Source organism: Serratia oryzae (genome assembly GCF_001976145.1).
In the GTDB taxonomy this organism is placed as follows: Bacteria; Pseudomonadota; Gammaproteobacteria; order Enterobacterales; family Enterobacteriaceae; genus Chania; species Chania oryzae.
Genome location: NZ_MOXD01000002.1, coordinates 483909 through 503218, shown reverse-complemented (window position 1 = coordinate 503218; position 19310 = coordinate 483909). Strand labels below are relative to the sequence as shown.

Annotated in this window: 13 protein-coding genes; 3 read left to right on the top strand and 10 right to left on the bottom strand. The window is 52.6% G+C overall.

The window, feature by feature from the left end; translation table 11 throughout:
* Position 1 precedes the first annotated feature (1 nt).
* The 7 genes from BMI79_RS05535 to BMI79_RS05505 all read right to left on the bottom strand — a co-directional run bounded on the left by BMI79_RS05535 (position 2) and on the right by BMI79_RS05505 (position 12004).
* The gene (locus tag BMI79_RS05535; RefSeq protein WP_076941137.1) at positions 2 to 4030 is read right to left on the bottom strand and encodes a cellulose biosynthesis protein BcsC; all 4029 of its coding nucleotides are present in this window, start codon (positions 4028 to 4030) and stop codon (positions 2 to 4) included.
* Between the two features lie 36 nt (positions 4031 to 4066).
* A complete protein-coding gene (bcsB, locus tag BMI79_RS05530) occupies positions 4067 to 6499 on the bottom strand; it encodes a cellulose biosynthesis cyclic di-GMP-binding regulatory protein BcsB (protein WP_076941136.1) in 2433 nt (810 codons plus the stop codon).
* Positions 6496 to 8625 (bottom strand): UDP-forming cellulose synthase catalytic subunit, encoded by a 2130-nt coding sequence (gene bcsA, locus BMI79_RS05525; protein WP_076941135.1) that lies wholly within the window; start codon positions 8623 to 8625, stop codon positions 6496 to 6498. The genes bcsB and bcsA overlap by 4 nt, the downstream gene beginning before the upstream one ends.
* 20 nt (positions 8626 to 8645) lie before the next feature.
* Complete coding sequence (gene bcsQ / locus BMI79_RS05520; RefSeq protein WP_076941134.1) at positions 8646 to 9449, bottom strand: cellulose biosynthesis protein BcsQ; 804 nt, start codon at positions 9447 to 9449, stop codon at positions 8646 to 8648.
* Positions 9440 to 9949 (bottom strand): cellulose biosynthesis protein BcsO, encoded by a 510-nt coding sequence (gene bcsO, locus BMI79_RS05515; RefSeq protein ID WP_076941133.1) that lies wholly within the window; start codon positions 9947 to 9949, stop codon positions 9440 to 9442. The genes bcsQ and bcsO overlap by 10 nt, the downstream gene beginning before the upstream one ends.
* Before the next feature lie 431 nt (positions 9950 to 10380).
* Entirely contained in the window at positions 10381 to 11334 is a 954-nt protein-coding gene (gene ybiB, locus BMI79_RS05510; protein ID WP_076941132.1) for a DNA-binding protein YbiB, read from the bottom strand.
* 37 nt (positions 11335 to 11371) lie between these two features.
* On the bottom strand, positions 11372 to 12004 hold the full coding sequence (locus BMI79_RS05505) for an FMN-binding negative transcriptional regulator (protein WP_076941131.1): 633 nt from the start codon (positions 12002 to 12004) through the stop codon (positions 11372 to 11374).
* A gap of 128 nt (positions 12005 to 12132) precedes the next feature.
* Here BMI79_RS05505 and BMI79_RS05500 point away from each other — a divergent pair, with 128 nt between their 5' ends.
* Together BMI79_RS05500 and BMI79_RS05495 are read left to right on the top strand one after the other, a co-directional pair.
* A complete protein-coding gene (locus BMI79_RS05500) occupies positions 12133 to 12675 on the top strand; it encodes a LemA family protein (protein WP_076941130.1) in 543 nt (180 codons plus the stop codon).
* Between the two features lie 4 nt (positions 12676 to 12679).
* The gene (locus BMI79_RS05495) at positions 12680 to 14806 is read left to right on the top strand and encodes a DUF2207 domain-containing protein (RefSeq protein ID WP_076941129.1); all 2127 of its coding nucleotides are present in this window, start codon (positions 12680 to 12682) and stop codon (positions 14804 to 14806) included.
* Between the two features lie 45 nt (positions 14807 to 14851).
* Here BMI79_RS05495 and BMI79_RS05490 read toward each other — a convergent pair whose 3' ends face one another.
* A complete protein-coding gene (locus tag BMI79_RS05490) occupies positions 14852 to 15481 on the bottom strand; it encodes a LysE family translocator (protein ID WP_076941128.1) in 630 nt (209 codons plus the stop codon).
* A gap of 97 nt (positions 15482 to 15578) precedes the next feature.
* On the bottom strand, positions 15579 to 16481 hold the full coding sequence (locus BMI79_RS05485) for a DMT family transporter (protein WP_076941127.1): 903 nt from the start codon (positions 16479 to 16481) through the stop codon (positions 15579 to 15581).
* 134 nt (positions 16482 to 16615) lie between these two features.
* On the opposite strand from BMI79_RS05485, the gene BMI79_RS05480 reads away from it, so the two are divergent.
* Positions 16616 to 17053 carry an Lrp/AsnC family transcriptional regulator gene (locus BMI79_RS05480; RefSeq protein WP_076941126.1) on the top strand — a complete coding sequence of 146 codons (438 nt, stop codon included), beginning with the start codon at positions 16616 to 16618 and terminating at the stop codon, positions 17051 to 17053.
* Here BMI79_RS05480 and dinG read toward each other — a convergent pair.
* On the bottom strand, positions 17050 to 19251 hold the full coding sequence (gene dinG, locus BMI79_RS05475) for an ATP-dependent DNA helicase DinG (RefSeq protein ID WP_076941125.1): 2202 nt from the start codon (positions 19249 to 19251) through the stop codon (positions 17050 to 17052). The genes BMI79_RS05480 and dinG overlap by 4 nt on opposite strands.
* Positions 19252 to 19310 lie beyond the last annotated feature (59 nt).

Sequence of the window (19310 nt, the reverse complement as noted above, 5' to 3'; positions counted from 1 at the left end):
GTTATTTCCCATCTAACAGATATTTAAAATAGAGCAAAGCCGTGCTCTCGGAATAGCTGCCGAAAGTGTCATAACCCAACTGCCCTCCGACCAACATACTTGGCGCAACTTTATATGTCCCCGCCGCTTTCAGGCTATAGCCAATACCGCTTTTATCTTCAGCGGCATATATGGCTTCTTTACCGTAGCCTTGGCTGACTAACCCCTCTAATTGCGACTGGAGATCGGGATCATTAGGGAAATACTCGCTTTCCTTGTTGTGATAAGACTGATACCCCACCGTGCCACCCAACGTATAGGTGAACTCATCCTGCTTCTGAGTAAATTCAATCGGCAGCGAAATACTGACGTAATCCTGCGGGCTGAAATATCCACCCTGACCATAGCTGAAGTAGCTCAAGTTTTTGTCAAAGTTCATATAATTAACGTTGACACCCACTTTGAGCTCATTCTCATCATCTTTATAGGGGCGGATATAAGCACCCAACAATCCATTGATGCTTTTGTTGCTGGCAACATTATCACCCAGGTAACTGTAATAACCCGCACCACCGTAAGCGCCTACGGTACCGTCATCGAACCCCAGGTTCAGGCTGCCACCGTTCTTGGTCACGGCTCCCCATTTCTTACCGGTGATCGCATCCTCAGTGCCGACATAGGAGAGCAGGCTATCAGCCATCGCCCGGCGTTCCAACGTCATATCCAACGTGGAATGCTCGCTAACTTTGGGTGACCATTTCACACCACCGACTACCGAACTGATTCCGCTCCCCAGCGGCGTGCTGCCAACGTCCAGTTTGTAGCTCTCGCCACTCAATGCCAGAGCCAGTTCAACACCGGTTTCCTGCTGTTTCCCTGGGGAATCAGCATAGAAATCATTCGGGTTAAATTTCTGCGGCTGCGTTATCTGCCCATCAAGTAACTGTTTTTCTTCATAAGCTTGCGCCTGCGCAATCGTCGCTGCATCACATTCTGCTGAGGTGGAATCAATGGAACACAGGTGATCCCGCGTCGCGTGAATTTCCTGATAGCGCAGATCGGCTGCCTGCGCGGCAGCGATAGAGTTCTGCGAAGCAATAATCGAAGCCTGCGTTGCTGCCTCAACGGCCTTGGCCTGCTGCAAAGCCCCGGTACCAAAACGAACGCTGGCGCTGTTAGACGGCGTTCCTGATTTTAACATGACCGGAGTCACATTAAATGTCACCCGCCCATTATCGACCGGCATACCCGACACGCTGATTGGGCTTTTTATTTCCGTAATATTACTCAGCCCATTCTCACCGCTACTGTTATTACGCAATGCGATATTGCCCTGCACCCAGGTTGCCGTTTTGCTTTGCACCTCATCCATCAGCTTTTCGATCTGCTGCAAGGTCGGATTCTTGGCCGGTTGGCGTGAGATATTATTAGCGTAACTGCCTGTTAGAGTAGGGCTTGCCACCTGCCAAGGTAAAACTTCGCCATAGACAGACGGGCTAGTGGTTCTCAGCGTTGATTGTGTGGCCACCTGCGCAGCAAACGGGTTATCCGCTAATCTTAAGCCACCGACCAACACCTGCCCATTCCCTGGCGATGAGACGCTTACGCCACTCAGGCGGCTTTTCGCCTCACGCAGCAGAGACATGGCTTGTGTGTAGTCGCCATCTGCCTGGGCTACGCGGGCAGCGAGCAACAGTTGATCTGGCGTTTTTACCGCGGGCAACCCACCCAGCAGTTGTTTAGCTTTGCTGACATCCCCGTCTGCCAGAGCAACGCCTGCCGCCCCTTCACGTGCCCCTTGGTTGAGGCTGTTGCGGCTCAGCAGGTAGTTATAAACCTGACCAGCTTCCTTGTTCATGTTACCAGATTGATAGAGACGCCCCATGGCCAGCATGATGTCCGTATTCTGTGGATCACTCTGCAAGGCCGCGATTAATTTGTCATAGGCGGCGCCATACTGGCCTTGCAGGCGCAGTTTGTCGGCTTCATTGATCACACCACCGTTTCGCAACTGGCCGATCTCTCTTGCCGAACTTTTCGCCAGCAATGCCGGGTTATTTAACCAGGCATCGGCCTCCTGGCTTAATCCTGCCTGATTCAGCACCGCGATCTGGGCAGCATAATCACCCGCACTCCCTTTGACGCCCTGGCGCATATTCTCACGCACCAGTTGCACCGCCATGGAGGTATCACCGACCGCCATCAGATCTTTAGCCAACTCCCCAAGCGCTGCAGGTTCAGTGGGGGGTTTCTGCGCCATTTGGCGCAGGATCACGGCGGCACTGGCGGTGTTGCCTTGGCGCAGATAATTTTCAGCACTTGCGCGCTGTTGATTGACAGAGGCCACTGCGGCTAATTCTCGCATATCGCGCGTCTGCTTCGAGACCGGGATACGCGCCATCAGCGTAGAAACGTTCAGCCAGTCATTACGCTCAGAGGCAAACAGCGCGGCAGCGTAGAGCCCATCGGGCGAGGCCCCCATCTGCATTAGCGGGGAGATCAAAGTTTGAGCCTGAAGCTCCTGCCCCTGCTTATACATAATGCGTGCCATATCCAAGCGCACCCAGACATTCGATGGTTGTTTTTCCAACGCCTGCTGCAGAACCATCAGCGCGCGCGGGGAATCATTATTCTGCAACGCTAATGCGGCCTCTTTACGCAATGGCTCAACGTTGACGCCTGCAACTGCCCGCATGACTTTAGGCCGCAGATTGGCAGGTATCGTCTGCAGAACCAGCTCGGCTTCTTTATCCTTGTTACGCTGTTGCAGTAACAGGTAATAAAGCCCCAGCTTTGCATCGTTATTCTGTGGGTTCTGCGCCAGCAACCCGCGATAATCCTGTTCCGCCGCTGCAAAATCCCCTTTTCTGCGCGAAACATCCGCGCGGAACAGCGTCACGGCATTACCTTTATCACCGGTGGCATTGGCCAGCGGTGCCGTGAGGGCTAAAGCTTCATCCAGTTGACCGGCACTGACCGCCTGTTTAGCCTTGGTCAATGAACCGTAGAAATTGGCATCCTGGGCTAATGCGCTCCACTGCGCACTTTGTGGGCCACCTTGCTTCGCCGCCTGGGTCAGATAGCTCTCTGCCTGGCTGAAGTCACCACTGCGCATCGCAGTAAAACCCATACCTGCCAAGGCATCCCGATCATTCGGGTTACTGGCCAGAATGCTTTCAAACTGGCTCTTCGCGCTGCTCAACTGCCCTTTATTCAATTCGGCATACCCGGCGCTCTTTGCTGCACCGGCAATATTCTGCTGGTAATAGGCGGCAACCGCCTTGTCAGCCGGATGCCGTTGCTGATAGGCATCATACAGCGGCTTATCTGCAGGCTGTGGTGCCAGCCACAGTAAAGCCTGCTTCAAGGCCTGGTCGGCCTCGCTATTGGTGGGTGCCATCGCAGCCAGCCTGCTAATCCCTTCCCGGCGCGTCGATTCCTGATAAGTCATTACCTTTCCCAGAACGAGCTGGGTTTGAGCGTCACTGGGCTGCAAGGCAACACGCTGCTTCAGGCCATCGATCGCCTCTTGCCGCCCCTCCGGGGTGCCTGCCAACGTGAGGTAATACTCATTAGCCAGGTTATCAACCGGGGTTTTACTATTGAAAATAGCCTGATAACTGGCGATTGCCTGAGGGAAATTTCCCTTCGCAGCATACTGCCTCGCCTGCGCCAACAGATTTTTAGCCGCTGGCGACTGGGTCACGGTATTGCCATCCAACGCCTTCAGGCGTGGATCGTTAGGTGCCACGCTACTCAGTTTTTTTCGCCATAGCTCAGCATTCTCTTTATCACCGCCCTGCATGGCATACAAAGACAGCAGATACATCGCCTCGGTATTGTTCTCATCCATCAGCAGAACTTTCTGCAGTGCGCCTTGGGCTAAATCATCATGAGATTTATCATGCCAATAGGCTGCCTGCTCAAAGAGGGCTTTCAACGCCGGGTTACTGTCATCGGCCATCGCCGAGACCGAAAATACCGTCAGCCCGGCCAAAAAGGCCGAATAAAGTTTCTTTTTCAGCAGTATGTTCAATTGGTTATATTCCATGGACAGCTCCTGTATAACACCGGGTCGAGACAGGTTTTAATCTTCATCTTCCGCATCTCTTCCTAAACGTTTGGCTGCATGCCTTCTTAACAGAACATAAAGACTCAACCCCAGCACCACGGAAATCACTAAACCAGCCAGAGATAAAAGCACCACATGTTTACTGGCGTACCAGATAAAGATCAGATACCAAGGCAACTCTCCACTGGGGAATTGAGCGCCAACCTGAAAACTGTTCACTCCATTTTGGTCGGTAATCACCGCCAGATCGCCACGGATCCCGGCGTTAATCTTTAAGGACTTCAGGTCAGTATAGATCTTACTTAAACCCTCATCATCCGTTGCACTGGCAACCACCACCACCCGCTGTGGATCCCAAGCGGAGCGGAAGCTGAAAAAACCACGCCAGTCGGAGAGTGACGACAGGTAACGGTCCGCATCAATACCCTGCGTCTGCCAGTTGCCTTTCAGATAAGCCTGCAGTCTTTCGCGCATCGGCTGTGGCTTCACCGTCAGCAAACCATCGCTATCCATGGCAAATGGCGCATCCTGCAGCAGGCGCTGATAGAACGCTGACTGGGCCAATGAGGCCACCACCAGCACATCCCGCCCCTTGTATTCAGGATCGTCCATTTCACTGCCTTTCAACCCGAATCGGATGTCGACATTGCTGATGGCACTTCCGGTTGCAGCACCTGCCCGCGCCGCCAGATCAAGCAGAGTCCGAATTTCATTTATAGTCGGTTTTTCAGCTAATAACAGAACGGTTTGCGAAAAATCAGCTAATCGGGTGAATGGGAAGCTGGCACCGACGTAATAAGAAAGATTTGGCAGTTCGGTGAAATGATATGTTTTACTCAGATCGATGTAAGAATCGGGGCCGATACGGCTCTTGATGCTGTCACTATCGGCAGGGTTACAGGAGGAGCCGTTTTTAGGCACGATAGAAAAATAGAGCTCCAGCATGTTATCGCCGTAAATCAGGTAAGGTGGTAAAGGAAGGCTATAGCTCTCCTGGCGGGTATCCCCACCAAATTTGCGCCACAGCAATTCCAGCAACCCCGATTTATTAACCGGCAAGTTACGCAAAAAGGTTCCATTCAGCGTCGCGCTCAATTGCGACTTATTTTCGTCAATCCAGCTATCGGTAGGGAAACGATAGTTGATTTGCAATGGCACATTTCGGCCATCCCAGATAAACAGGTCCGGTGCAGCGCGGAATGGAATACGTACCGCGTCATGGAAGACGCCATTGACGGTAAGTTCATCAACATCGGCCACCAGTTCACTAAACTTGACTGGATGGGTGGTGTTGATCCAGCGAGGCGCGTCATAGGCCACATGCGCAGGGATCGTCACAGGCTTCACCGCCAGCAGCGGCGTTTTCTCCGGTAACGGTTGGCTGACAAGGCGGTAAGCCGCCTGACGCATCTCAGCACTGCTATTGCCCATCACCAGCAACAGCTTGTAAACCGGGTTTAACGGGTTATCTATCAGCTGAAGCGTGGGACCATCGGCCTGCGGTAAGGTCAGTTCACCGATCTGCTCCCCTGGCCGGGCAAAAATAATCCCATTCTGTTCAGGTAGCGCATCCTGTAATACGTGGAAATCAAGGTTGTTATAACGCGTCAATATGCCCAGATAAGAACTGACTATTGCCGCAGCCCCGACATCCTCCGGCCTCTTGGCCTGGCCGAAGACAATATTCACGACAGAAGATTGCATCGCCTGCGGATCGAAAAATGGACGCGGGAAACGGCCAAGATTTTGGCCGATATTCAGTACCTGGCCTTCCAACTGCAAATGGCTACTCGGCAATACTTTTACCCAGTATTTATCGGACGCGCCCTTTTCGCACTGCATAGCCGCATCATTACTGCTTTTAATACTGAAGCTCAGGTTGTTACGCGCCACCACCATGGCTGCCGGAACAGCAACCTTATAGGTTACCTTGGACTTATGCTGCTTGTTCAGTAAATGCTGGCTCAGAGGTTGCCCATTGAGCATCAGGTGCAGTTCTGCGTCTCCCTCCATCAAGGCTGGTGACACTTCGACATCAAGCAATAGGGTTGCAGCCGTCACCACCGAATCGCTCGGTAAAGTAAAGGTGATCCCCGATTGCCGCTGCCAGTTATTCAGCATCAACCCCGCAGGCTGCCCCATACCGGCAATGCTGAGCGTGGATTCAACAACCTGATTTATAACGGGTTGCGCCGCAACGGGCTGCAATGCCGGATTGTCAGCCAGAGTGCTCCCCGCAGCGGCCTGATCCTCATTCCCCGGCATAGCTCCAGATTGCAGCGGGAGATCAATTGGGCGAGGTAACGATGGCAATCCCGGAACTTCGCTGCCAGGTGGCACGGGAATCACTGGCTCGGCGGCACTCAATACACCTGGCAGGCAGGCCCACAAAAACAGGCTGCTTGCCAGAAGCATGGCGGTTGGTAGCGTTCTTACCACTACTCTCATATTGTCTGTTCCTTGTCCTGGCCCTGTTTTAGCTCTAGCTGCTTGCCCTGCTGTTTCCGGCGTTTCTTTTCGCGGCGATCCTGCCAGGAGAAATAAAACAGTTCAAAAATACAACGCAGAATCCCAAGGAATGAGCGCAATGGCCGATCGGGTGCGTGGGGCTTATCGCGGATCCAGGCATCAGCGCGTGCCAGAACTACCCTCACCAGTTCGCGTCGCTTTTCGATCGGCAATTCTTGGAACATCAAGCGGGTCACGGATTTATCAACGTTAATGACTTCCACCGGGAAACTCACGGTGCCAGACTTCAATGCCAGCTCAACCTCTTCAATAGGGTCATCCAGGAAACGCTCATCCGGGGTTTTCAAACTCACGCCCCCCATTGAAAGATCTATCGTTTCCGTGCGCATCGCCGCGCCGCTGGCAAAATAGAGAACGGCGGGAATTGAGGCCTCAACACGAATGGTTTTTCTGATCTGGCGGGTTTCCCGCGCCACCGCAATAGAGGCGAGCAATATGATCATACTGAAACTGGCCCAGGCGATATTCAGTATAATAACCTGAGGGTTTGCCCCATAGTGATCGGGTATAAACAGACGCGCAGCTCCCCATGCGGTTCCCAGCAATAACAGGGATACCGCAATGATGTGTGGCCGCACAATGTGGAAGTCAAAATAGTTATCGTCCAGTAATGCCCCTTTATCCGTCACGTTGAATTTACCATGCTTAGGTGAAATCATCGCCAGCATGGTAGGGATAACCAGGTGGAAACACATGACGGTTTCATATATTTCCCCCCAGAACGAATAACGATAACGCCCTGTTGCCCTGGAGTTGATATAAATCGACATCACCAGATGGGGCAATACGTAGGCGAAAATTAACCCCGCCGATGATGCAATAATATTCAGGTTGAATAGCAGATAAAACAACGGCGCGATACAGAATATGACGCGCGGCAAACCATATTGGAAATGCAGCATGGCGTTCAGATAGCACAAACGCTGCTGCCAGGTCAGGCCACGCCCCAGCATGGGGTTATCCACGCGGAAAATCTGCGTCATTCCGCGTGCCCAGCGAGTTCGCTGAATAACATGCAACCCCAAACGCTCGGTGGCCAAACCGGCTGCCAGAGGGAGTGCCAAAAATGCCGATCCCCATCCCAAACGCTGCATTTTCAACGCGGTGTGGGCATCCTCAGTTACGGTTTCAACGGCAAAGCCCCCCACCTGCTCCAACGCCGTGCGGCGGATAACCGCACAGGAGCCGCAGAAAAATGTCGCGTTCCAGTTGTCATTACCCTGTTGTACCGGCCCATAGAACAGTGCCCCTTCATTCGGCACTTTACTCGCCTCAGACAGGTTGCGTTCAAAAGGATCTGGCGAATAGAAATAGTGCGGAGTTTGAATCAAAGCCAAACGTTCATCAACCAGGAAGCTGCCTACCGTAGCCTGCAAGAAGGCTCGCGTAGCCACGTGATCGCAGTCAAACACCGTGATCAACTCGCCCTGGGTCACTTTCATGGCGTTATTCAGGTTGCCCGCTTTGGCATGTTTGTTGTCACTTCGGGTGATATAGCCTACGCCAGCATCGGCACAAAATACGGCAAATTCGTTACGTTTGCCGTCATCAAGCACATAGATCTTCATTTTATCTTTGGGATAATCGATGCACTGTGCCGCAAGCACCGTATCACGCACCACATCCATGCTTTCGTTATAGGTGGGGATATAAATATCCACCGTTGGCCACAGTGAAATATCCTCAGGCAAAGGCTCTATGGTTCTTTTTAGTGGCCAGGTAGTCTGTATATACCCAAACAACAAAATGACCAAGGCATACAGTTCGGTCATAAATAGCGCAATCCCCAGCGCTGCTTCCAGGGTAGTATTGAAATGCAAGGTTTCCGTCGCACGCCAATATATGTAGCGCAATGACATCATCGTTGACATAACAATCATGATCAGGGTGATCTTCTTGCTTTTACTCACCCCAAGAATAAATACGATGGCGATGCAAATGAAACCAAAGATGTACTGATTATCACTGCTCATCGGCGCAATGATAATCAGTACAATCAGAGGTAAGGCCAACAGCAGTAAAAAAGAGAAAAGTAATTTATTCATAGCTGACCAAACCGCCCTAATTAAGAACTATAAATAGACGCAGTATGATGATATGCACCATCGCCCACGCTTAGCCCTAAAATAACCGCTACTTTTTTACTTATATGATCGACATCAAATGCGGCAGCCGAAACGGGGCTGATGTCCATGATCGCCCGCTGCGATGCGTTTGCCTCGGGCACGCATTCATCGCGATGAATCGTACCCAACAATTTATCCCGCAAGCGCTGCTCAAAAAAATGCGTCACGTCGCGGCTCAAAGTGCGCCTCATATCACTCTGATTCACCACATAGTACTCACCAATACTATGGCTACGCGGTTTATTCATAAACTTATGCTGCTCGACAAGCGGCAGCAGGCTTAGAGAGGCCGTATCGGCCAGCAAGACAACGATACGCATATCCGCCACGGACTCCATGGCTTTCAGCGCCGCGTTACGGCCAGGGGGCATGTCGGCAATCACCACCATATCCGGAATTTTAAGCACTGCACTGAGGCCACGTTGAATGAACATAGGTTCATTCATCAGGTTATCTTCAAACTGAAGTCGTTCGTCTTCAGTCACTTCGCCACAGGGTAAAACAAACAGATTAGGCCCGACTTTGAGGATAAACTGGCTCCAATCCGATAGCGTTCCTGATTGAGCAACAAAGCCACGATTATCGGCAATAGGCACACCAAAATGAAGGCGCAACGCATTTTGCGTATCGAAGTCCACCACTAAAACTTTACTGCCGCTGCGGGCCAAAGCATAAGCCAAATTAGCAGCAACTGTAGTTTTTCCTACCCCTCCCTTGGGAGAACAAACACAGACTAACGGCATGAGGCAATGATCTCTAAAAGTGGTTTAAGTAATGCATTACGGCCAACATTACCAGCTTCTCCAGAAGAGGCTTTCTTGCTGAACATTTTTTTAAAACGCTGAGTATCCTGCGCCTGGACAGGTGTTGGTGGCAGCGTAACAGCCAAAGGCGCGGCAAGCTGTTCATCCCGATCTGGCACAGAAACAGGTGGGATCCTATGTCTAAAATCGTGGGAAGCTTGCCCTGGCAATGATTGATTCTGGGTTGTAGCAACCCTGGGTTGCGCGGGCTGATGCGAACTTGAGGATGAGAGCTGGGAAAACTCATTGGCACTCACGGGGGTTGGTTGCATGCTGCGTTCAATGCTGGAAAACGTACCATTCCCCTCTTCTGCCACTTGCTCAACAATAGGCCAGCGGTGCAGAGCCAATGAACTATCTTCCTTAGGAAATTCTTTATAATCAATATCTTTCATATTGATTTTCTTTTTGAACTGCTGAACATCATCATATTTGCTCATCATCCATACCTATAAAGAGTAGACTTCGCATTCTATGCAATGCATGCAAATAGCTCATGCTAACAACGTGTTTTATAGCCCAAAATATGTATTACATTACGACGCAAGCCAGTTCAGAGCAGCTTATCCTATAGTTTAGATATATTAGTCTGCGAACCCTGATTTACAACCGTGAACTCACTGAAGCAGGAGTAGTGTCTCGCACCAAATGGATGTATTTCGAGGTTCATCAGGCAGATATCACCCACTCCCCCAAAGTGCCTTTTGAGTGTAATCCACTTTTGTAAAGTTATACACCTGCGTTTTTAAAGTTTTCTTGTTGATAAACAGTGCAACTCCACCAAAACATCCCAGATTTCGATCGCTGAACGCCATGCTTCGACATTAATCGCTAGGGCTTACCGTTTTTAGGCAAGGCAAAAGGCGAGTTCTCAGCGCAGACGGGCCAACCCCTGCTCCAGAGTAGCCACCACACCGGTTGCCAGCAGACAACAGGCAATCTGCCGTAAGATGGGCTCAGGAATGGCCTCCTGACCCGCTAAACAGCGTTCAGTCCAGCGCGCGGTAGTTTCAGCATCCTTTGCTGCGGGCAGTGCAACCGGCATATCCTGCTCTGGCCGTTGCAATAAAACTTGCTGCTCACCGCTGGCGATGTAATAAATCTGCGGGCATCGCTGCGGATTGGCATAGGCTTCCCCTTCCGTACCGTGCATCAGCAGGCCACGCGCACCAATTTGGCGGAAAAACGATGCCACACGCGCAACGTATTCCGGGTGCGAAACGCTGGCGATACGCAGCACATCTTCATCAGCAAACGGCGTAGCCAACTTGGCCAGCGTGTGGGCACTGTTACGCACGCCCATTTTCCAGCGCAGATCAAGCTGGGCGGCCATTGGCGGGGAAAACGCAGATATCGGGATAAAAACGGGCTGACCGTTTTCCAATCGCTGCTGTGCATGAAAAGGATCTTCAGACCAAGGCACACCGAGCGCACGGAAGATTTCCGCACTGGTCACCCGCGTGCTGTCATTCAGTACGCCATGTACCACGACCGGTAATCCTACCCGAGCCAGCAACAACGCCAGCAGCGGCGTCAGATTAGCCTGCTTGCGTGCTCCGTTGTAACTTGGCAGCACCACCGGCATCGGGCGCCCCTGTGGGGTTTGCAGGCGCATCACCTGCTGCTGCATCGCCCGATAGAAGCCGAGCATTTCCGCCTCGGCCTCTCCTTTAATACGCATGGCAATCAGTATGCCCCCCAGCTCAAGCTCAGGGACCTCACCCGCCAACATCGCCTGATAAAGCTGAAACGCGGTTTCCTGATCCAGATCGCGCGCATGATTCTTACCACGACCTATTTCTTTGATAATTTTGCTGTAATCCATGGTTCAGTTCCGCTGGTTCATTTTGTTATAGCATATCTTATCCACGACGCCGCTCAACTTCATCGGCCAACTGCTGTTGTGCACTATCGCCTGTCCGTAGCCCGGCAATTACTCCGTTTACATCTTCTGCACTGCGGTTCTGGCTCATTTTCCATTTACCTTCCCGGCGCGTGACGACAATTTCAATGCCAACAATGCCCTTCATCTGGCTGGCAATATAGTTGGCTGGGGCATCATCAAGGCTCCAGGGCTGCGGCTGTTGATTCTCGTTTAATCCTGTTATCCCAGCCAATTGCTGGCGCAGCCAGAGCGGATCTTCCATCACCGTGGGCACACCCCACATCTGCACTGTGGCATAATTCCAGGTTGGCACCACCTTGCCGTGCTGGCGTTTGCTTTCATACCAGCTTGGCGAGATGTACCCCTCCGCACCCTGAAACACCACCAGGCACTCCTGCCCCCTTTGCAACAGTTGCCAATGGGGGTTAGCGCGTGCCACATGGGCTCTCAATATCACCTGTTGTTGCCGATCGACGTCGACAAGAAAGGGGACAGGATCTGCCAGCAAGCCCTGCGAACTGTGGCTGATCAGCAGCCCCAGCGGGTTGGCCCGCACTAAGGCTAATTGGCTATCAAGGTCATTTTCACGAAATGAGGTAGGTTGGTACATGTCGAGCCGCATCCTTGTTATCAGGGGAGTTTCACATATGTATCACGATTTACCGCAGACACCCGAATAGGATAATATCCGCATATATTGAAAGGAATTATGTCTCTTCTGCCAATACGGATGGAAAAATGGAAATTTATATCGGTTTAGCCGTGATTGCTGCAGTGCTTATCTGGGCAATCGTTACCTATAACCGCTTTATCTCTCTGCGCCGTTTTAAAGACGAAGCCTGGAGCGGTATCGCAGTACAGCTCAAACGCCGCCACGATCTGGCACCGAACCTGCTCAGTCTGGTCAAACGCTACGCTCAACATGAAAAAGAGTTACTGGAGGAAATCACTCGCCAGCGCAACAATCTGGTGGGTAATACTCAGCAGGTTGCTGAAAGCGAGCGGCGATATTCAGGCACTTTGGGGCGTATTTTTGCCCTGGCCGAGGCCTATCCAGAGCTGAAGGCCAACGAGAACTTCCTCTCCCTGCAACAATCTCTTGCAGAAATAGAAGAACAGTTGCAGATGGCACGCCGTTATTTCAACAGCACGGTGCGCGATTTCAATATTCTGGTGGAGTCTTTCCCAAGCTTATTACTGGCCCGTTTGTTTAACTTTAACGTGGACGCGTTTTTTGAGCTTGAGGATCCTGAAGATGCCAAGTTACCACGGATGGAGTGACAGCATGGCAAGTTGGTCTGGCAGAATACTCACCATTTTCTGGCTGTTTTTGTTACTGGCGACGGGAGCCGTTCAGGCGACAACCGATGATCTTGCCAGCAGCACGGCCGTCATCTCAGCAGTACCCGATGATAATGATATTGCCATCAGCATACCCGCCGCCGCCGCGGCGAGCGAGAGTAAGAGCAAAGCAGCGGTGCCCTCTCACCGCGTTCGTGCCGATGAGCACATTTTATCGTTCGATACCCGGGCGCGTTTTGAGACGGACGGCAGCATGGCGGTGAGCGAAAGCATCAAGGTATTGTCCTTGGGCCAACAAATACGCCGGGGGATTTTCCGTACGCTGCCATTAAGCTGGAACCGGCAAGACGGTAAAATTTTCAGCGTCGACTATCAGATCAAGAACGTATTGCGCGATGGCGTCGCCGAACCTTTCAGCGTGGTTAAAGAAGGCAAAACGCTCACCGTTCGTATTGGCAGCGCAGAACACATCTTGGCACCCGGCATTTACCATTATGAGATCCAATACCAAATTCGTAACCACTTTAGCCGCTTCCCAGACTGGGATGAACTTTACTGGAATGTGACCGGCAACGACTGGGCCTATGCGATTGATCACGCTAGTTTTCATCTGGAATTGCCCGAAGCGGGCGCATTTCTGAATGGCGCAGGCAAAGACACCCGGTTACGATCCATTGATATCTATACCGGTCTGCAAGGTGCCAAAGAGCAAAATGCCAAGATTTTACCCGATGGCAGCGTGCAGACCATACAACCATTGGAACAAGGTGCTGGGTTGACCGTTGTTTATACCTGGCCACGCAGCATTCTTGCCAGCGCCCCCGCACCGGAAGCCGCTTCACCGTTGGCGCATTTGTTGCTGCCGACGGTGAAAACCGGTGCATTATGGATCCCCCTGTTTCTGATTATTGGCTATTACCTGCTTTGGTGGCGTAAAAATGTTACTGCTATCGGGCTGAAAATGCCGCCTATCGTGCCTCTGTTCGCGCTTCCAGCAGAGATGTCACCGGGTTATCTGCGCTATATTACTCGGCGAAAGTACGATGACGTTGCTTTCAGTAGCGATCTGCTGGATCTCGTGGCTAAACGCGCGGTGGCTATGACGGTAAAACAGAGTCAACCGGAAGGGGTGTGGTTTGCCAAAGGCCGCAAGGTGGAAGAGCAGTGGTTATCGCTACAGCCTAGTGGGAATGGCAAGCCGCTAAATGCTAATGACAAAAAATTGCTGAGCACCCTGTTTGTCAGTAATCGTAAGAACATTAATCTCAGCAAGGCCTACCAAAGGCCAATGCAGAACGCCCGTAAATGGTTAGAGCAACGCTGTGAAAACCAGCAGGAATTGTTATTCAGTAAATGGGCGAAGCCTCTACGGCGCGGCATATACCTCATGTTGCTGATCCCCGTTATCTGCGGCACATTATTTAACGCCGGTGCTGCAATAGTGACTATTCCAGCCTTATTGTTCCTGTTATTCGGTATTACGTCACTTTCTTTACCGCTGAAATTCTTATTTAGCCCGAGAACAATATTGAATACCTGGGGAGCTATTCCTCTGCTTCTCTCGCTGATATTTGGCGCTTTTACCACCTTTTTCAGCGGTGTTTTCATGTTTGGCATGCTGCCTTTGACGCAATTTCCCGCTGGGTACGTTGGCGCTCTGCTGGTCGCGATTCTGCTCTGCGTGGCCTTTGCTTGGCGGGTACCACGTTACACACAGCGGGGGCTGAATGATTTAGCCACTGCCCAAGGGCTGAAACTGTATCTTGGCGCGGCAGAGAAGTATCGCTATCAGGCACTCTATCCACCCGATAAGCTGGTTTCCCACTTTGAACGTATGCTCCCCTATGCGCTGGCGCTCGGTGTGGGTAAAACCTGGGCAAATACCTTCGCACAATACCTGAGCACCAGCGGAGCCATGTCGGAGGTGTTCGCCGATGCAGATTGGAACAACGTGCATCATTTTAGCCAATCCTGCCGCTCATCCTCTATGGATCGTCCCAGCAGCAGCAGCTCGAGCTCGAGTTCAGGCTCCAGCTACAGCGGCTCCGGCTCTTCCGGCGGCGGATCGTCAGGGGGTGGATCAGGGGGCGGCGGCGGCGGCGGCTGGTAAAGATTCCGCCACCAAAGCCATCCACGCTGCGTAACCGCACAGCAACTATTTGCGGCTGTCAAAGATCAACTTGCAGGCCAGCCCGGCAAAGACGCCACTCAGCAGATAATGAGGCCAACGGGCGCAGAATTGCTGGCCTGCAAAGCGGCTTTTCATGCCGCTGACCATCAGGATTACCGCACCGTTAACCACCAACCCCATCATATTGAGCAGGGTTGCCAGAACCAGCATCTGTAACACTACCGAACCCGCCCGCGGATCAATAAACTGCGGAAATAGCGCCAGCACAAACAGGGCCATTTTGGGGTTTAGGATATTAGTCAGTAACCCTTGTCGGAAGATCCGCCTGGCTGAAATGGTCTGTAGACCGGCAGATAGCTGCAAGTTACTCCCCACACGCAGCGTTTTCCCTGCCAGATACAGCAGATAGGCTGCACCCAATAAACGTAGCGCATCATAGGCCAACGGTACGACAACAAACAGTTGCGAAAGGCCCAACGCCGCCGCCAGCGCATGACAATAAGTACCCACCTGAATCCCCGCCAGCGAAGCAAAACCGGCGCGCCGCCCCTGGCTAAGGCTGCGGGAAGCAATCAGCAGCATATCCGGGCCTGGGGTCACCGTCAGCGCCAGACAGGCACCTGTAAAGAGCAGCAATGTAGAAGCGTCAATCATATTTCACCTGAACGGATGATGCGGCAGGAAAACGAAGGCTTACTATTAATCAGACCGCATTTTTTTACCAGAACACCCAGGCAACTTATTTCTGCCACTACACTAACGACTTACCCTGCCTAAGCCGCCGCATACTCCGCTCACCGAGCAAATTCATCCCAGCGGCAGCCAGCAGAATCATTGCTGCTCCGGCAAACTGCAGCACCGCCAAATGATGGTCAAACGCCAGCCAATCCACTCCCACCGCGGCAATGGGATAGATAAACGACAACGAACCAGTCAGGTGGGTCGGTAGTTTCTGAATAGCACCGTACAAGAGCACATACATCAAACCGGTATGCGCTATGCCAAGCGTAGCCAATATGCCCCATTGTGCAGAGTTAGCCTGTGCGTGAAAATCGAAAAACGGCAACAGCATCACTCCCCCCACCGTAGCCTGAATTAAGGCTATCAGGTGGGGTGGCATTCCCTTCAGGTGTTTTGCAGCTAACGCCATCAGCGCATAGAAAAATGCAGCGCCGAGCGATAGCAGAATCCCCCATAGGTAGTGCTTTTGCCCACCCGGCAAGTTGGGTTGTGCCAGCACGACCAGCACCATGCCGATAAAGGCCAGCAGCAACCAAAGTAGTTTACGTGCCGTCAACTTCTCACCAAGAAACAATGCCCCAAGCCCTACCAGCATAAAGGGCTGGGTGTTGTACACCGCAGTAGCAATGGAAATAGAGGCATATGAGTAAGCAGCAAACAGCAATAGCCAATTCACCACCAGCGCCACGCCACCGGCAATCGCCAACAGCAAGGTGGCACGTGTTAAACAATCCCGCTTTAGCTGGCCCAGCAGGGCACATACCACAAGCAACACCAGTGCGCCGATAACACAACGCCAAAACACCACATTAATGACTGGCTGGCCAGACATTAGCACAAACCAACCAATGCTGCCGGAGATCAGCATGGCGGCCACCATCTCCAGCGAACCGCGTTTTATCTCTGCATTCATCCTCAACTCCTCCAAAGAAATTGAGTATTAGCTTGCAGCTTTCCGGTTTAGTTTTACATGGCATAAAAAAGGTCAATATGCTTAACTGCCTTTATATCACAGGCTAATAATCGAATTTACCTAATGGAGAAGCTATGGATGATATCGATCGCCAGATTTTGACCATTCTGGCCGCGGATGCGCGCATTTCGCTGAAAGCGTTGAGTGCTCAAGCAGGTCTTTCTTCCCCCAGTACCTCAGAACGGCTGCGGCGGCTGGAAGAGAACGGTGTGATCCAGGGTTATACGCTGAACGTCAATCTGCAAGCACTTGGTTATAGCTTTCAGTCGCTGGTGCGCCTCAAGCCCTTACCCGGTATGTTGAAAAAAGTGGAGTTGATGCTGCAACAGATACCGGAAGTGATTGAGTGCGACAAAGTCACCGGTGAAGACTGCTTTATCGCCCGACTGGTATCACACTCGATGGAACAGCTCGATCAGGTAATGGATAAGCTGGCCGAGAGCGCACAGTGCAACACCTCAATCGTGAAAACCACGCCGGTAAAACGCCGCCTCCCCCCCTGCACTAATTAACGTGCACGGCGGCGGGCGAACGGATTCTTGCGCTTTTTCTCTTTTTTTGCCGCGCTGGCGGCAGATGCCAGCGCCGCCAGATGCGCCTTATCGGCTTCAGGTACCTCGCGCTGTTCGATCGGGAACACCGGCAGCGCTGCCAACAGACGTGAACCGTAGCTTTTGGTCAACAGGCGGCGATCGTAAATCACGATTTCACCGTGACATTCGTTGCTGCGAATCAAGCGCCCTACCTGCTGGATCAGATTGAAAGACGCACTTGGCAGGCTTTGCACTTCAAACGGGTAACGGTTCAGCGATTTAAGCCATTCGCCTTCGGTCAGGATCACCGGGCTGTCGATCGGCGGGAAAGCGATCTTGTGAATATGCACCTGGGTCAGCAGTTCCCCTTTCAGATCCAACCCTTCGGCAAACGACTGCAACCCCACCAACACGCTGGCGCTGCCCTTCTCTACCCGTTTGCGGTGTTCTTCCACCAGCCGATAGCGCGGCTGATCGCCCTGCACCAGCAGCATCAGACGCAGATCGGTCACATAGCTCAAAAAGGTCTGCATTGCCCGGTGGCTGCTGAACAGGATCAGCATCCCTTTGTGCTTACCGCTGGCCTGCTCACCACGGAAGAAACGCGCCATTTCCTCCAGATGCTCGGCCTCATTGGCCATGGCCGGTTCAAAACGCATTTTGGGAATAACGATCTTGCCCTGCTCAACGTGGTTAAACGGTGAATCCAGGGTTTCGAAGCGATCCCCCGCTTTCTCGCTTAGCCCACTCATCTCTTGCAAGCGCGAGAAGCTGTTAAGCGAACGCAACGTCGCAGAGGTGATCACCACGTGCGGCACCTTGCGCCACAGCAGTTTTTCCAACTGATCGCTAACGCGGATGCCCACGCAGTGCAGATAAAGGTGGGTGACGTTATCGCGCAGCTCACGCGCCACCCACTTGGAGATTGGCGCATTGGAAGACTTGTCCAGCGCCGCCAGCCGCCACAGCTTGCTCATGGCTTCCAGGTAGCCCAGCGTGCGGCTCATCTGGATAATTGACCGATGCAAACGCACGATGTCGTGCTTGCCGGTTTGCTCGGTGAGATCGTTAAGGATAAATTCGGCCAGCCCGCGCAGCCCGTCGGTGAGTTTAAACAGGCGCGCGCAGATCTCGACCATCTCGGCAGGCAGTTCACCCATTTCGAAACGGTGCTCGGCATTGCTGCTGTCTGGCGGTAGGTATGCGTTGACCTGATGTTCGAAAATCTGGATCAGTTCACGCATTTCTTCGCAGTGGTTTTTCAGGCGTTCACTGTTGGCCAAACCCGGCGGATTCTTGGGGCGATACTGCGTCATGCATTGCTCTACCTGGCGCAGGATCATATCGAGCTGTAGGTTGCTCCACAGCGCGGTGATCTCCCCTTCCATTTCCAGCGCATCCCGTGCCACCTCCGGCAGGTGATGGCCTTCGTCCAGCACCAGCAGCAGCTCTTTCGGGTTCGGCAACACCGATTCGGTTTCCAGCGCCGCCATGACCAGGGCATGGTTCGCCACCACCACATCGGCGGTCTCGATTTCTTTACGCGCAATATAGAACGGGCATTCGCGGATGTAATGGCAGTTGCGGCCCAGGCAGTTGGCCTTGTCGGTGCTCAGCTTGGCCCAGAGATGATCGTCGATCGATAGCTGATAATGATCGCGCAGGCCATCCCACTCATGGCGCGTAAGCGCTTTCGACAACTTCTGGCACAGCGCCTGCTCTTCCCCATTGGACGGTGCCAGTTCGTTCTCATCCAGATACAGCATCAGATCGCCCTGCTCGGCCACGTCGGTGCTCATTGCCGCCAGATTGCGTGGGCAAACGTAGCGCCCACGGCCAAATGCGCCGGTGAATTTCAGATCCGGAATGATCTTCTTCAACAGCGGCAAATCTTTACTGTAGATCTGATCCTGCAGCGCCACGTTGGCGGTGCTGACCACCAGCGGTTTGCTCTCGGCACGCCCGACGGCAATGCCCGGGATCAGGTACGAGAGCGTTTTGCCCACGCCGGTCGGGGCTTCGATCGCCAGATGGCGCTCATAATCCCCCGCAAGGGTTTTCGCCACTTCGGCGATCATCTGCCGCTGCGGAGCGCGGGAAATAAAGTCCGGAATTTGTTGTTGCAGGGCTTTGTACCACTGGCCGATCTGATCTTTAACTGCGGAGGAGAGCGCCATTCAACTCTTATCTAAACGAAATGATGGCGCTATTGTCCCACAGACTGCCCGCGGCGTCA